Here is a 13980-nt window from a genome sequence, read left to right as displayed (position 1 = left end):
TCAACGCCCTCCCGGGTTCTGGTTGCCGACGAAGCGCAACTGCACGGCATAAAGCGACAGGGTCACCACGAGGAGCACCAGCGCCGCGGCACCTCCCATTCCCCAGTTGACCAGCGACTGCACGAATTGGGCGATCAGCTCCGCGAGCATCATGTTCGCGGTGCCGCCGAGCAGCGACGGCGTGACGAAATAACCAAGCGACATGACGAAGACCATGAGGGCACCGGCGGCCATGCCGGGCATGGCCAAGGGCAGCAGGACACGGGTCAGGCACTGCCACCGGTTGGCGCCGCAAAGTGCTGCTGCCTGCAGTGTCGACGGGTCGATCTTCTTGATCACGCCGTAGAGCGGCAGGATGATGAAGGGCAGCATGATATAGGTCATGCCGATCGTGACCCCGGTCAGATTGTTGACCAGCGCCAGGGGTTTGTCGATCAGCCCTATTCCGATCAGCATCTTGTTGATCAGCCCCGTCCGCTGCAAAAGCACCATCCAGGCATAGGTGCGGGCAAGCAGGTTGGTCCACATCGACAGGAGCAGGATCGCAAAGATCACCGAGGTCAGCCGCCCGGGCATGATTGCCAGCGCCCAGGCAACGGGAAATCCGATCAGCAGCGAAATCACCGTGACGAGACCCGAGACGATGAAGGTGTTGGCGAAAATCTTGAGATAGGTCGCGGACCCGATCAGCTGTGCATAGTTTCCAAGGCCCGGCACGGGTTCCAGCACGCTTCGCAACAAGAGCACCGCCACCGGCGCGATGAAAAAAATCGCCACGAAGGCGAGAGCCGGAAGGACCCCGCCAAACCCTGTTGCCCTGCGCGCCTTTGGCAGGGGCGCAATTGCAGCGGAGGCTTCGCTAAATGTCGACATGACAGTCCTTCCCACCCGTCAATTTCCGCAGGCGCCGAGGTCCAACAATGGGCACCGACGCTGCGGGAGGCACGGCGAACATTCGCCGTGCACGTTCATCTCAAGTTTCAGGTTATTTCGCCTGCCAGGCGTACCACTTCTCGCCGATGGCATCGCGATTGTCCGCCCAGTAATTCATGTCGGCATTCACCTGGTTGGCCGTCTGCTGATCCGGCAGGGTCTTGGCCGTCTCCGGATCCATCAGCTTGGCCGAGTCAACGTTGATTGGCGCATATCCGGTGGCTTTTGCAAGGGCCGCCTGCGGTTCGGCCGAGGTCGCCATTGCAATGAACTTCATCGCCGCTTCCACGTTCGGCGAACCCTTCGGCACGACGAGCGAATCCGCAGCGGTGATGTTCTGTTCCCATGAGGTCTCGGTCTTGATACCGCTCGCCGCAAGCGCGGTCATGCGACCATTCCAGACACTGCCGAAGGGAGCCTCGGCGGATGCCAGAAGCTGCTGCGATTGTGCGCCGCCCGACCACCAGACGATATCCGATTTGATCGTATCGAGCTTCTTGAAGGCGCGGTCGAGATCAAGCGGATAGAGCTTGTCGGCGGCCACGCCGTCGGCAAGCAGCGCCGCCTCGATCACGCCGGGCGCCGACCACTTGTAGAATGTGCGCTTTCCCGGAAACTTCGCCGTATCGAACAGATCCGCCCATGTCTTCGGGCAGGCGCTGACGGCATCGGCGTTGCAGCCGATCACGAAGGAATAATAGAAGCTGCCGACCGAATAATCGGTCACGAAGCGCGGATCGAGCTTGGACTTGTCGATGACCGAGAAATCGAGTTTCTCGAGCTGGCCATTCTTGCCGGCCTGGGCGGCATAGTCGCCTTCGACGTCGACAACGTCCCAGGTGACCTGGCCAGCCTCGACCATCGCCTTGAGCTTGCCGTAATCCGTCGGCCCATCCTGTACGACGGTGATACCGGTCTTCTCCGTGAACGGGCTGGCCCATGCGGCCTTCTGTGCATCCTGGGTCGTTCCTCCCCAGCTCGAGAAAACCATGTTGTCGGCGTGTGCCGGTACGGACACAGCCACGAATGCGGCAACCGCCGCGACAGCAAATGTTGTTTTCATGTTCCCTTATCCTTGTGCTGGTTTGTCCTACGGGTATGCCTTATGCCGTCAGTGCGCCTCGCTCCTGGGAGAAAAGTTGGCTGGCTTCATAATCTTGTTTTCCGCCACCTCGATCAGATCGCGGATCTTGGGCAGGAAGGCCTGCCACCGGGGATCGGCCAGAAGCCTCTGGCGCCTCGCCTCCCGGTCGTCGAGGCTCGCAAAGGCCCAGATGTGGACGATCTCGTTGATCGTCCCGATCTCCGAAAAGAAGTAACCGACGAGCGTGCCAAGATGGCTCTTCTGGATCTCGATCCCCTCCTCCTCGACGACCTTGAGATATTGCGGGATCGTGCCGTTCTTCAGCCGATAGGTGCGGATCTCGTAAAACATCCGCGCTACCTCATCACGAAGGGATCAGGGATCGGATCGTCCGATGTCCTCAGCCAGATCGTCTTGGTACGGGTATAGTCGAGCGCCGCGGCCATGCCGCCTTCCCGGCCATGGCCTGACAGGCCGAAACCGCCGAACGGCGCGATCGGCGATACCACGCGGTAGGTGTTGACCCAGACGATCCCGGCACGCAGCCCCTTCATCAGCCGGTGCGCCCGGGTCAGGTTCTGGGTGAAGACGCCGGAAGCCAGGCCATAACGGGTGTCGTTGGCGAGCCGCAGCGCCTCGGCCTCCGTCTCGAACGACACGACGGACAAGACCGGCCCGAAGAACTCCTCGATCAGCGATGGCGAGGCGACATCGTCGCAATCGAGAATCGTCGGCGGGAAATAGTAGCCGTCGCCATCGATCTTGCGCCCTCCCGTGACAAGGCGGGCGCCGATTTCAATCGACCTGGCAACGAGGGCGCCGATATTGTCCTGCTGGCGCTTGGTGGCAAGCGGGCCAACTTCGGTCGCCATATCGAGCGGAGCACCGATCCGGATCGCCTCCGCCTTATCACGCAGCAAGGCGACGAATTTATCCTTGATACTGCGTTCGACAATGAGGCGCGATCCGGCAACGCAGCTCTGGCCTGTCGCGGCGAAGATGCCTGCGACCTGGGCATTGGCCGCACTTTCGAGGTCCGCATCGGCAAAGACGATGAACGGCGACTTGCCGCCAAGTTCAAGCGAGGTGGAGGCGAGGTTTTCGGCCGAATTGCGAACGACGTGTCGGGCGGTTTCAGGGCCGCCGGTGAAGGCGACATGCGCGACCTTCGGGTGCCGACCGAGGGCGGCGCCGCAGGAGGCGCCGAAACCGGTGATGATGTTGACGACGCCGGCGGGAAAACCTGCCTCGTGCACGAGACGCGCAAATTCGAGAAGCGGCGCCGGCCCATCCTCCGAAGCCTTGACCACCATCGTGCAGCCGGCCGCGAGCGCCGGTCCGATCTTGACGGCAGAGAGGAAGAGCTGGCTGTTCCACGGCACGACCATCGCAACGACGCCGATCGGTTCGCGGCGAAGCCAGACATCCATGTCAGGCTTGTCGATCGGCAGGTAGGCGCCTTCGATCTTGTCGGCAATACCGGCATAATAGCGATAGTATTCGGCGACATAAGCGATCTGCGCCGAGGTTTCGCGGATGATCTTGCCGGTGTCGCGCGTCTCCAGTTCTGCGAGGATCTGCGCGTTGGCGGCAACCAGATCGGCCAGCTTGTAGAGCAGCTTGCCGCGTTGGGTGGCCGTCATTTTCGGCCATTGGCCGTCGTAAAGCGCCCTGTCGGCCGCGTTGACAGCCCGATCGACATCGCCCTCACGCGCTTCGGGCATATCAGCCCAGACCGTGCCGGAGGCTGGATCGATGCTCGGATAGCTGGCCTCGCCATCTGAGAATTCGCCGTCGATGTAGTGCTGAAAACGCCGCATGGTCTTACTCCTGAAATGCTGGCATGACCTCGGTGATGAAGCGCTCGAGCGACGCCTTCTTGCGCTCGAAGCTCATGCCGGTGTCGATCCAGAAGGAATATTCGTCATAGCCGAGCGCTTCGTACGCCTTGAGCCTGGCGATGACGGTCTCAGCGTCGCCAACGACATTGTTGGTGCGCATGACCTGATCCGACAGCATGGCGTTTGCTCTGATCTGTTCGTCAGGGATCCGTTCGATCAGACCCTGGGCAATCGGCTTCTCATTCTTGAACCAAGCGAAGAAATAATTGTAGTAGATGCTGAGCTCATGAGCGGCCTGGGCGACATCGTCCTCTGACGAGCCGACATAGGTATGGCGCAGCAACATGATCTTGGGCCGCTCGATATCGGGATGCTTGGCGCATGCGTCGTTGAAGCGCTCCATCAACGACTGAACCTCGTCGTCGCCCTGCCAGAGCGGCGTCACCTGAACGTTGCAGCCGTTGGCGACCGCAAATTCGTGCGAGTTCGGATCACGCGCTGCCACCCATATGGGCGGGTTCGGCTGCTGCAGCGGTTTCGGCGCCGACGTGGTCGACGGAAACTTGAAGAATTCCCCGTCATGCGCGTAGTCGCCGGCCCATATGCCCTTGACCGCCGGGATGAGCTCGCGCATGCGCTGGCCAGCACCCCAGGCATCGAGACCGGGCAGCAAACGTTCGTATTCGAAAGAATAGGCACCGCGCGCGATGCCGATATCCAGCCTTCCGTCGCAGATGATGTCGGCCATGGCCGCCTCACCGGCGAGTTTGATCGGATGCCAGAAGGGGGCAATCACCGTTCCCGTGCCGAGCCTTGCCCGCGATGTGCGGCGCGCCAGATCGGCAATGGTCACGAACGGATTGGGCGCAATGGTGAACTCCATGCCATGGTGCTCGCCCGTCCAGATCGCGTGCATGCCGCCCTTGTCGGCGATCTCGCAGAGCGCGACGAACTCCTCGTAGAGGCTCTTGTGGCTTTGGCTGGCGTCAAGCCGTTCCATATGGACGAAGAGGGAGAACTTCATGCTTTTGCGTCCTTGGCTGGAATTGGGTGAACAGTGCCGCCGGTCTCGTCGCCGAAATAGACGCCGAAATTTCCGATCGAGCTTTCCATCGCAAAACGGTTGACGATATCGGCAGTCGAACTGGTCTTGAACTTTGCCGCAACCAATGCGTCAGGCTTCAGGAACCTGCCGCCGGCAGGCTCACCCTCTCCGGCAACGGCGTGATAAACGATGTGCTGCTTGCCGTCGCTCTTGCCCTCATAAACCGAATAGAGAAAGCCGATACTGACCTTCAGCTCAGTGAGCGTCTCCAGGTATTTTTGCAGAGTCTCGGTCGGGCTGCCGTCATGGGCGTCAATGCTTGGCAGGGAGAGCACATCCTCGCCGAGCAGCAGAACCTCGCCGCGGCGCTCGACGACGGCTGCAAGTTCCATATTGCCTTCGCTTGCCGCGGACACCGCCTTGCTTGCCAGCGTCGGCGTGAAGTAACCGCCACGCGCATAGCCGAGACCGTTGCGGCCGCTATTGTCGAAAGCTTCGATACGCCCCATCAAGATGACGTGGTCGCCGGCTTCGATGACCTGCTCCATGGCACATTCGAACCAGGCCGCCACGCTCGAGAATATCGGGCAGCCTGCCGATCCCCTCGCCCACTCGACCGCCGCAAATCTATCCTCGACTGGTCGCGCAAAGGTGTTCGACACGTCTTTCTGCGTTTCCGAAAGCACGTTGATCGCGAAATGCTGCGCTCCGGTCATGATGGCGAAATTGCGCGATGTCTTTGCAAGGCAAACGAGGAGCAAAGGTGGATTGAGCGAGACCGAGGTGAAGGAGTTCGCCGTGAAGCCGATCGGATGTCCTTCCCCGTCGCAGGCGGTGACGACAGTTACCCCGGTCGGAAAGGCCCCGAATGCATCTCGCAGTGCTCTTGGGTCGACAGTCTGGATTGTCATCGTTCATCCTCCCCGAACGATAGCCACTCAGCGAGCAGCGAATTGACGATATCCGGCGCGGTCAGGTTCACCATATGACGATGACCTTCGACGATGCGGGCGTAGCCCCGCGGCGCAAGCTCTGCCATTTGCATTGCCATCAAGGGCGTCGAGTTCGGATCATCGGACCCCGTCAGAAACAGGGCCGGACCAGCCACGTCTTTCCAGCCGTCAGCATAGGTCTCGTCTCCTCCCGCGAAGGCGGCGTAAGCGACGGCATATCCCTGGGGATCGACGAGGTTCAGCCATTTTCGCGTCAATTCACGCGCAGTGACGCTATCCGCATCCTCCCCGAACCAGCGGGCCAGAGGGCCTTCCTTGTCGACGCCCGATACCGGAATGGCCGCGGCGCGCGAAAGGACGGCGGCCTTTGCCTCGGGGTCACGCCTGTAGACGCCATTGAGGTAAGCAACACGGCTGACACGCTCGCCAAAGGTCGCGGCCGCCCCTCCTGAAACCAGTGCACCCATCGAGTGCCCGGCAACATTTGCCGTGCCGATCGCCATCTCGTCGAGAAAGCGTCCGAACCAGGCGACGAACTCCTCGAGCCGACTGCCCGCCGGCAGCTTTGCGCTCTCGCCATGTCCCGGCATATCAACAGCGATGACGCGATGGCCTGCAGACAGGAATGCGATCTGCGGAGCCCAGGCTTCGAGCCGCATGCCGACGCCATGAATGAGAACCAGCGGCTCACCGCTGCCGGCCTCGTGATAGGCCGTTCCGCTTAACGTCGTCTTTCGGGGCAAGGCACCAGCGGCGTTTGTTGCTGCAGCGGTGCGTGTGGTCGATCCGGCTGTCAGCATCTCAGAGCGCTCCTTCAAACGCCCGCAGGATTGGCAACGTCCTGCCCCAGGTCTTTCAGATCCTGGTAGCGGTCGCCGATGCGGTGATGGGGGCGCCCGCCTATCGAAGCACCGAGAGCCACGACGATCTCGTCGGCAGCAGGCGCGTCGGGGATCGACGTCTGGATGGTCAGGTAGTGCGAACGGCGGCCTTCATCGTTCTTGTCCATCAGCGGGATCATGATCGGCGCGTTGGCAGGACCGCGTGTGTTGCAGAAGGCGAGATAGGACTTGGCGCCGACGGCCTGGCGATAAAAATTGCCGAAACGCAGCGTGTGGATAAGCGCGGACCCGTGTTCGATCTCGCCGTCCAGGCCGACGACAGCAGACTTTCCATAGCCCTCGACAGCCTCGCCGGACCCAACCGCCTCGATGATCATCTTGGTCAGCAACTCGCCGAGCACCGGAGCGCCTGCGTGAATTTCGGGCTTGAGGTCGTCGACGAAGCCACGCCCGGCCCAGGGATTCTTCACGACCGCGAAGGCGGTAAACAGCTTCAGCGGAACCGCCGCGGCCTTGCCGCCTTCGATCAGCGTCGTTTCGATCTGCAGTCCCGTCTTGCGAATTTGAATGGCCATCGAGCACCTCATTTCTCAATTTCGTATTATGGTATACCATAATATATGAGTGTCAAGTTGGTTCCCGCGAGGACGCAGTTCAGGCCGAGGCGGAGTTTTTCAATTCGGCGCGCGCGCACTCTCGATCCACCGGGCAGCGCTTTCTTCCCGTCAACGCGTTGTCAGCTGACAAACGACATGGCGGCGCCCCGCGGAGGCAGGCCGAGTCCAGAAGTCACGGTCATCCCAGTTCATGGTACCGCCTTACATATTACTTAATATGGCATACCATCACATTGGACAAAGTTAGGAGTCAAGCGCGGAGTATGGGTTCCGCTAAATTGCGCGGAACATCATCGCGCATGGAGTGATATCGACAGCTGAGATGAGCGCTTTGCCAGGCCTGCGGGGGAAGCGTCAGGGCTTCGCTCGTGCCTATTCGGCAGGCTTCTTGGCCGACAGCACCGCTTCGGCGATCGCGCTCGCGGCGGCGACGTGATCCATCGCGGCCCGGTAAGCCCCCTCGCCGTCGCCGCGGCGGATGGCGTCGACGATCTTCGACATCTGCAGCGGTCCTTCGATGCCGCGCCTCTCCGTCTTGATCGTCATCGAGCGCAGGTGGTTTATGCGCACTGTGAGGAGATTGACGACACCCCAGGCAACGTTCCTGTCAACCATCGTGAACAGCGTGTGATAGAAGGAAGAGGTGTTCGTCAGCACAGCCGCCATGTCGTTGTCGCGGTAACTGTTGCGGATCCCGGCCAGAGATTCCTCCAGCGCAGCGACGATCTCGGGACTGCGGCGCTCCGCGCACAGCCGCGCCGCCATGCCTTCCAGCGCACCGCGGATCTCATAGATCTGCTTGGCTTCGTCGATGTCGAGCTGCGCGACGATCGGCCCCTTGTTCGGCAGATTGGCGACAAGCCCTTCCGATTCCAGATGCCTCAGAACCTCGCGCACGACTGTTCGGCTGACGCCGAGCTGGGCACAGAGGTCGCGCTCGACAAGGCGATCTCCGGGACGGAAATATCCGTTGACGATGGCTTCGCGGACCTTGTCGAGCGCCAATTCCCGCAAGGTCTTTGCAGGACGCTCGACTCTAATGGCGTCCTTCAGAGCACCGCTCATTCTGTACCTCAGTGTTGGACTTTGCACGCTCAACTTCCGCCGCGGCAGCCGAATGCAAGAATCGTATTATGGCGTACCAGATACTGTAGCTGGCGGCGGACGGCAATTCAACAAGCGCCGTGCCGACCTATAGCGCCGCCCGTCTTGTCAGACGCGCAAAGGACGCTGTAGCTTTGATCTGCTGCCGACACGTCGGGAGCTAGCCTCTTGAAACAATCTCCTCGACCACGACTTTGGCCTGCACCCGGATATCCGGAACGGCCGTGATCTCCCAGAATTGTCCTGCCGTCAGGGCGCCGACCGCGAATAGTCGGGCCGGCGAGATTCGGGACGGGGCTATCACCTCGGAAGCGGCATCCACCTGGATCCCAAGACCAAGAGGATCGGGAATGATCAACTCAAAGCGGCTCATTTCCTTCAAAAGCGGTGAATGACTGATCCCGGCCCGCTCCATTCCCGTGCAGTTGACGAGCCAGTCCGCCCTGATCTCGGCGATGTCGCGCGTCGCTCTGACCCTGTAGCTGGCAACGAGCCGGCCCTCCTCGGCCCCGAGCGATTTCAGGAAGCCCGCGTGGAAACGAACAGTTCCGTCTAAGACCAGTTTCTCAAACCTGTCGAACACGTCGGGTGCTACCCGGTGACGATGGATGTTCCACCAGGGAAGCGCATGTCTGAGGAAGCGTGCCCGCTCCTTGCTCGAAAGCCGTTGCCAGAGAGCCTGCGTTGCAGGCCTCAGACCGTCCATCACGGCTCGCCAGTCGGCAACCGTCCGGCTCTTTCCCCGCAGGGTCTTCAATATGCCGCTGATCGTATCCGGAAGCGTGTGAACGTCGATCGGCAGAGGCGCCGGCGGCGTCCACGCATGCCCAAGCGGCGCAAGGCCACGCCGCGAAAGCACATCGATCTTGCCGCTGTGGCCATGGGCGCGAAGCGCGAGAACCTGATCGATCATCGTCAGGCCGGATCCGAGGATACACACCGCATCGGACGGTGCGACGCGCCTCAGCCACGAAAGCCGCCACGGGTTTTCGATGATCCGCGATCGCAGTGATGACAGGACTCCGTCCGGAGCGACCGGCAGGGTTGCGTTCCCGACGCCGAGGCAGAGCACCACGTTCTTGCCGGCAATCTCGTCACCATTGCCGAGATGGAAGGCCAGCGTGCTGCTGTAACGTTCCACGCATCCCGCCGCCTTGGCCTTGATGAAATCGACCCGGCAACGGCCGTCCCGCTTTCGAAGCAGCCGTGCAAGCGTATCGCGGACATAAAGACCGTAATCGCTGCGCGAGGCGAAATCGCCGGCCTTCAACGGGCGTCCATGGCTTTTCAGCCAGTCGACAAAGTCGTCGGGTTGATGCGGCAAGAGGCTCATGCGGCCGGCGGGAACATTGAGGCGATGGAGATAGAGCTCCGTCCGGTAGGCCGTCCCGCGGCCGAAGCCAGGATCGTCGCCGACGACGGCGATCTTCGCCGAAGCGGGAAGCTGCTCGATGAGATTGCAGGTAACCGCGATCGCTGAAAAACCGGAACCGACCACGATAACATCATATGTCAAATGCATTCTCCCTGAAGCTCAGAACGTCATCGAGACATTTCGTCATTCAGCCGCGTGTCCCTCACCCGTCCCTGCTGATCGCACGAGCGGCAGAATCACGAAAACAATTATCTCTATAGTCTATAAATATAGTTTGTTATTTCTCCCGCTAGCCCCTCCCCAACCATTACGCTTTTGAGGGTGAGATCAAGGGCCATGCGGCCCTGAACAAAGGGGCTCAAGATGAATTTCAGGAATTTGGTTGCCGCAATCGCCGTCGGCGTCGGCACTCTTGCAACGGCCGTGGTCGCTGAAGCGGCGGACAAGAAGGTTGTCGTCGCCTATCAAACCGACGCCTTGCCGTCTTCCGTGGCGATCGCCAATGGAGAATTTGCCAAGGAAACGGGATACGAGATCGACTTCCGCAGGTTTAATTCGGGTGCCGAAATCTTTGCGGCGATTGCCTCCGGTGACGTCCAGGTCGGCTATGTCGGCTCCAGCCCGTTTGCGGCTGCGGTGTCACGCGGGCTCGAGGTCAAGGCCTTTTACCTCGCCTCCATCTCGGGCATCGACGAGGCTCTCGTCGTCCGCAACGGTTCCGGCATCGAAAGCCTGAATGATCTGAAGGGCAAGAAGCTTGCCGCCGCGCCGGTGTCGACGGACCACTATCAGTTGCTGGCGCTGATCAAATCGCTGGGCCTGACCGAAAAGGACGTTCAGGTCTTCGCAATCCCTCAGCCCGAGATCGTCGCGAGCTATAATCGCGGCGATATCGATGGCGGCTTCGTCTGGGATCCGGCACTCACCGAATTGAAGAAAAACGGGAAGGTCCTGGTGACCTCCAAAGACGTGGCAGACAAGGGTGCGCCGACATTCTCGGCCTGGGTCGCGACCTCGAAATTTGCCGCCGACAACCCGGAATTTCTGAAGGGTTTCGCCTCGGTCATCACCAAATACTACGCATCCTTCGCATCGGACAAATCCGCCTGGGGTCCCGACAGCGACAATGCCAAGTCGCTTGCCAAGCTTCTCGGCGGAACAGCTGAACAGCAGGCCTCGGCCCTGAAGAACCTGACGCTGCTGACGCCTGAGGTTCAGGCATCGGATGCCTGGCTTGGCGGCGGCGAAAAGGCAGGTGCCGGCAAGATCCTCAAGGACACGGCATCGTTTCTGAAGGAACAGGGCAAGGTTTCCGACGTGCTGGCGAATTACGGCGCCTTCGTCACTGCAGACGCGCTCACCGGCGTCAGCAACTGATCCTCCGCGACACCGGCGCGGCTTGCCGCGCCGGTGTCAAACCTGCGAGCGGCAACATGCTTAAAGTCGATCACGCCAGCGTTTTCTTCGCAGCCCGCGACGGACGAATCGTTCACGCGCTCGATCGCGTTTCCTTCGATATTCCCGAACGAGGCTTCGTCGTCGCACTCGGGGCATCAGGATGCGGAAAATCAACCCTCCTCAACGCGATTGCCGGTTTCCTTCCGCTTTCGGATGGCCGGATCACGCTCGATGGTCGCGCGGTCGAACAACCCGGCGCAGACCGTGGCGTCGTCTTCCAGAAGGACTCGCTGCTGCCCTGGAAATCGGTTGTCGACAATGTCGCGCTCGGTTTGAAGTTCGGCGGGGTCAAGCGCAAGGAGCGCGAAGCCCGCGCCCTGGAGCTTGTCCGTCTCGTCGGCCTCGATGAATTCGCCGGCGCTTTTCCCTATGAGCTGTCGGGCGGCATGCGCCAGCGTGTCGGCATCGCCCGGGCTCTGGCGACAAATCCCGACATCCTGCTGATGGACGAGCCGTTCGGCGCGCTCGACAGCCTGACGCGCGAGCAGATGCAGGAACTGCTGATTTCCATCTGGGATAAAACGGCAAAAAAGGTCTTCTTCATCACGCACTCGATCGAAGAGGCCTTGTTCCTGGGCACGCAGGTCCTGGTCATGTCACCTCGACCGGGACGCGTCGTGGCACGCTTCGATCTGGATTTCGTTCGCCGCTTCGCCGAAACCGGCGACGCCCGATCGATCAAGGCGTCGCCGCAATTTGCCGAGCTGCGCGAGGAGATCCGCGCCATTCTGCACAGCACCGAAGACCTCAGGAGCGCCGCATGAGCGATATAGTGCAGGCCCCGCCGATTGCGGCGGGTAGAGAGGACCGCCAGGTCAAGCTGGTAAAAATGGTAAGCTTCGGAGCCGGCGAGAAATCGACAGTGGCCATCAGCATTGCCACGGCGCTGGCCATACTGCTGCTGTGGTGGCTCGTATCCGCGCTCGGTGTCGTTCCACACCTGTTCCTGCCGCGCCCAGACGAGGTGCTGACACAGATCGGCGCCATCTATCGCGACGGTTACGCCGGCGCGTCACTGTCCGAGCATGTTTTTGCGAGCCTGTTCCGCATCGTGGTCGCCGCCCTCATCGCCGTTTCCGCCGGCATTCCGCTCGGATTGCTCATGGGCCTGAACCGTTGGGCGAAAGGCGTGCTCGACGCACCGATCGAGTTTTACTGGCCGCTTCCGCCGCTCTCCTACCTGCCGCTGATGATCATCTGGCTCGGCATCGGCGAGACGTCGAAAATCACGCTGCTGGTGCTTGCTATGTTCGCGCCGATTTGCCTCTCGGCCCAGGCCGGTGTCCGTTCGCTGCCGATCGAGCGCGTCAATGCCGCGCGTTCGCTGGGCGCGAGCCGGCTGCAGCTCTTCCTGGACATCGTCCTGCCGTCCGCCCTGCCCGAAATCCTCACCGGCATTCGAATTGCGCTCGGTGTCGGCTGGAGCACGCTGGTTGCGGCTGAATTGATTGCCTCCACGCGCGGGATCGGTTTCATGATCATGTCGGCCTCACAGTTCCTGGCGACCGACGTCGTCTTCGTCGGCATCGGCATCATCGCGATCTGCGCCTTCACCTTCTCGGCCGCCATTCGATTTCTGGAGGCGTTCCTCGTGCCCTGGAAGGGCAAGCTCTGACCAGAGGGCGGGAGGGAGCCTATTTCAATGGCTTCCTGTCGCCGCGTTCAGCCCGTGTATGGCAACAAGCTCGGCTGCAACCAGCTTCTGAAGCCGCCATAGATTGCGGTCCCGGATGCCACGTTCCTCCAGATGCTTCACCGTCAGATACAGATATTCGGCGCAGGAGCCCATATGTCCGCAGGCTCTTGCGAGCACCTGCGCCACCGTCTCCAGCGGCAATTTGCGGGAAACACGCTCGCCCTTCGGGCCAGCCCAAAAGACCAGCGCGCGCACGAGCCCGTGCGCGGTGGCGACCGGGATCCAGCGAACCGACGCAGCGTCTTCGATCGTGCCGACTTCACGGCGGATCAACCGCCGAATCTGGCCAAGGCGATCATCATCGGCAAGCCTGAAGACGATGCCGTTGCAACGTCCACCGCGGTCAAGTGCCATCATCAGACCCGGCTGGGCCCGCGTTCCCCGCCAGCGGGTCATCTGCAGGCAGAAGGAGCGATGCCACCCTCTTGTTGCGCCATGCTGTGATTCGACGGCATCGAAGTCCGGCTTCCATATCAATGATCCATAGGCGAAGATCCAAAGCGGCGCGCCGGTAGACTCGTGAAGAAGCCGGTTGGCGAGCATCTCCACCTCCGCTTCGGTCAGCGGTTTTCGATGTGGCTCGGGGCCGACATCGATCGCGGGGCGAAGGCTCAGCGATACGAGCTCGTCCGTCAGAGCCATTCTTGATCCGGTCATCAAAAGTTTGCTTTCGCGGACCGCCGACTGTTTATGCTCCCGGATATCCATCATGGTCAATGCACCGTAAATCTGGCCGCATCGGCCTGGCGCCGCTGCAGGCTGCGTATCAGCATCGCGGCCTCCCTGACGATTGCCGAAAACGTCACATCATCGGCTTCTGCGATCCTTTCCGTCATCTCGCGGATGATCGTCGTCAGATGGAGGATCGAATGGCGATGCTGCGCATCTCCCGGTCCGATTTCGGCATCGGCCATGGCAAGCAGCGTCTGTACCAGTCGCTCCATGGTTTGACGGCGCCTGGTTCTTGGATCGGCATTTGGATCTTCGCTAAGGCGGAACAGGTCGGCGACAATATCGGACATTCCACTCTGT

Annotated in this window: 15 protein-coding genes; 3 read left to right on the top strand and 12 right to left on the bottom strand. The window is 61.1% G+C overall.

The features are described 5' to 3' along the window. The 10 genes from OIU37_RS31185 to OIU37_RS31140 form a co-directional block, all read right to left on the bottom strand. On the bottom strand, window positions 1–873 hold the full coding sequence (locus OIU37_RS31185; RefSeq protein ID WP_264259724.1) for an ABC transporter permease: 873 nt from the start codon (window positions 871–873) through the stop codon (window positions 1–3). A 112-nt stretch (window positions 874–985) separates the two neighbouring features. Further along, on the bottom strand, window positions 986–1996 hold the full coding sequence (locus tag OIU37_RS31180; protein WP_264259723.1) for an ABC transporter substrate-binding protein: 1011 nt from the start codon (window positions 1994–1996) through the stop codon (window positions 986–988). A gap of 48 nt (window positions 1997–2044) precedes the next feature. Next, window positions 2045–2368: an NIPSNAP family protein gene (locus OIU37_RS31175; protein ID WP_003538302.1), complete on the bottom strand. Its 324-nt coding sequence runs from the start codon at window positions 2366–2368 to the stop codon at window positions 2045–2047. Window positions 2369–2373: 5 nt separating this feature from the next. Continuing rightward, window positions 2374–3837, bottom strand: a complete 1464-nt coding sequence (locus OIU37_RS31170) for an aldehyde dehydrogenase (protein ID WP_264259722.1) — start codon at window positions 3835–3837, stop codon at window positions 2374–2376. Between the two features lie 4 nt (window positions 3838–3841). Beyond that, the gene (locus tag OIU37_RS31165) at window positions 3842–4882 is read right to left on the bottom strand and encodes an LLM class flavin-dependent oxidoreductase (RefSeq protein WP_264259721.1); all 1041 of its coding nucleotides are present in this window, start codon (window positions 4880–4882) and stop codon (window positions 3842–3844) included. After that, a complete protein-coding gene (locus OIU37_RS31160) occupies window positions 4879–5814 on the bottom strand; it encodes a flavin reductase family protein (protein ID WP_264259720.1) in 936 nt (311 codons plus the stop codon). Before OIU37_RS31160 ends, OIU37_RS31165 begins: the two co-directional genes overlap by 4 nt. Beyond that, on the bottom strand, window positions 5811–6656 hold the full coding sequence (locus tag OIU37_RS31155; protein WP_264259719.1) for an alpha/beta fold hydrolase: 846 nt from the start codon (window positions 6654–6656) through the stop codon (window positions 5811–5813). The genes OIU37_RS31160 and OIU37_RS31155 overlap by 4 nt, the downstream gene beginning before the upstream one ends. A gap of 14 nt (window positions 6657–6670) precedes the next feature. Beyond that, window positions 6671–7273, bottom strand: coding sequence for an amino acid synthesis family protein (locus OIU37_RS31150; RefSeq protein WP_018071756.1), 603 nt, complete (start codon window positions 7271–7273; stop codon window positions 6671–6673). A 414-nt stretch (window positions 7274–7687) separates the two neighbouring features. Continuing rightward, the gene (locus OIU37_RS31145) at window positions 7688–8380 is read right to left on the bottom strand and encodes a GntR family transcriptional regulator (RefSeq protein WP_075225080.1); all 693 of its coding nucleotides are present in this window, start codon (window positions 8378–8380) and stop codon (window positions 7688–7690) included. 199 nt (window positions 8381–8579) lie between these two features. Beyond that, window positions 8580–9941, bottom strand: coding sequence for an FAD/NAD(P)-binding protein (locus OIU37_RS31140; protein WP_180697009.1), 1362 nt, complete (start codon window positions 9939–9941; stop codon window positions 8580–8582). Between the two features lie 216 nt (window positions 9942–10157). On the opposite strand from OIU37_RS31140, the gene tauA reads away from it, so the two are divergent. The 3 genes from tauA to OIU37_RS31125 are packed head-to-tail and all read left to right on the top strand — an operon-like array spanning window position 10158 to window position 12867. After that, on the top strand, window positions 10158–11171 hold the full coding sequence (gene tauA, locus OIU37_RS31135; protein ID WP_180697008.1) for a taurine ABC transporter substrate-binding protein: 1014 nt from the start codon (window positions 10158–10160) through the stop codon (window positions 11169–11171). 56 nt (window positions 11172–11227) lie between these two features. Beyond that, window positions 11228–12016, top strand: coding sequence for a taurine ABC transporter ATP-binding protein (locus tag OIU37_RS31130; RefSeq protein ID WP_180697007.1), 789 nt, complete (start codon window positions 11228–11230; stop codon window positions 12014–12016). Further along, entirely contained in the window at window positions 12013–12867 is an 855-nt protein-coding gene (locus tag OIU37_RS31125) for an ABC transporter permease subunit (RefSeq protein WP_180697006.1), read from the top strand. The genes OIU37_RS31130 and OIU37_RS31125 overlap by 4 nt, the downstream gene beginning before the upstream one ends. Window positions 12868–12891: 24 nt before the next feature. On the opposite strand, the gene OIU37_RS31120 is transcribed toward OIU37_RS31125, so the two are convergent. Together OIU37_RS31120 and OIU37_RS31115 are read right to left on the bottom strand one after the other, a co-directional pair. Next, window positions 12892–13659, bottom strand: coding sequence for a gamma-glutamylcyclotransferase (locus OIU37_RS31120; protein WP_180697005.1), 768 nt, complete (start codon window positions 13657–13659; stop codon window positions 12892–12894). A gap of 2 nt (window positions 13660–13661) precedes the next feature. Continuing rightward, window positions 13662–13970 carry a hypothetical protein gene (locus tag OIU37_RS31115; protein WP_264259718.1) on the bottom strand — a complete coding sequence of 103 codons (309 nt, stop codon included), beginning with the start codon at window positions 13968–13970 and terminating at the stop codon, window positions 13662–13664. Window positions 13971–13980: the final 10 nt, after the last annotated feature.

It is taken from the genome of Rhizobium sp. BT-226, assembly GCF_025847085.2.
GTDB classification, from domain to species: Bacteria; Pseudomonadota; Alphaproteobacteria; order Rhizobiales; family Rhizobiaceae; genus Rhizobium; species Rhizobium sophorae.
This window is presented reverse-complemented; position numbering and strand designations above follow the sequence as displayed.

Coding starts and splice junctions, on each gene's coding strand:
- OIU37_RS31185 (WP_264259724.1), bottom strand. CDS start 873: ATGTCGACATTTAGCGAAGCCTCCGCTGCAATTGCGCCCCTGCCAAAG.
- OIU37_RS31180 (WP_264259723.1), bottom strand. CDS start 1,996: ATGAAAACAACATTTGCTGTCGCGGCGGTTGCCGCATTCGTGGCTGTG.
- OIU37_RS31175 (WP_003538302.1), bottom strand. CDS start 2,368: ATGTTTTACGAGATCCGCACCTATCGGCTGAAGAACGGCACGATCCCG.
- OIU37_RS31170 (WP_264259722.1), bottom strand. CDS start 3,837: ATGCGGCGTTTTCAGCACTACATCGACGGCGAATTCTCAGATGGCGAG.
- OIU37_RS31165 (WP_264259721.1), bottom strand. CDS start 4,882: ATGAAGTTCTCCCTCTTCGTCCATATGGAACGGCTTGACGCCAGCCAA.
- OIU37_RS31160 (WP_264259720.1), bottom strand. CDS start 5,814: ATGACAATCCAGACTGTCGACCCAAGAGCACTGCGAGATGCATTCGGG.
- OIU37_RS31155 (WP_264259719.1), bottom strand. CDS start 6,656: ATGCTGACAGCCGGATCGACCACACGCACCGCTGCAGCAACAAACGCC.
- OIU37_RS31150 (WP_018071756.1), bottom strand. CDS start 7,273: ATGGCCATTCAAATTCGCAAGACGGGACTGCAGATCGAAACGACGCTG.
- OIU37_RS31145 (WP_075225080.1), bottom strand. CDS start 8,380: ATGAGCGGTGCTCTGAAGGACGCCATTAGAGTCGAGCGTCCTGCAAAG.
- OIU37_RS31140 (WP_180697009.1), bottom strand. CDS start 9,941: ATGCATTTGACATATGATGTTATCGTGGTCGGTTCCGGTTTTTCAGCG.
- tauA (WP_180697008.1), top strand. CDS start 10,158: ATGAATTTCAGGAATTTGGTTGCCGCAATCGCCGTCGGCGTCGGCACT.
- OIU37_RS31130 (WP_180697007.1), top strand. CDS start 11,228: ATGCTTAAAGTCGATCACGCCAGCGTTTTCTTCGCAGCCCGCGACGGA.
- OIU37_RS31125 (WP_180697006.1), top strand. CDS start 12,013: ATGAGCGATATAGTGCAGGCCCCGCCGATTGCGGCGGGTAGAGAGGAC.
- OIU37_RS31120 (WP_180697005.1), bottom strand. CDS start 13,659: ATGATGGATATCCGGGAGCATAAACAGTCGGCGGTCCGCGAAAGCAAA.
- OIU37_RS31115 (WP_264259718.1), bottom strand. CDS start 13,970: ATGTCCGATATTGTCGCCGACCTGTTCCGCCTTAGCGAAGATCCAAAT.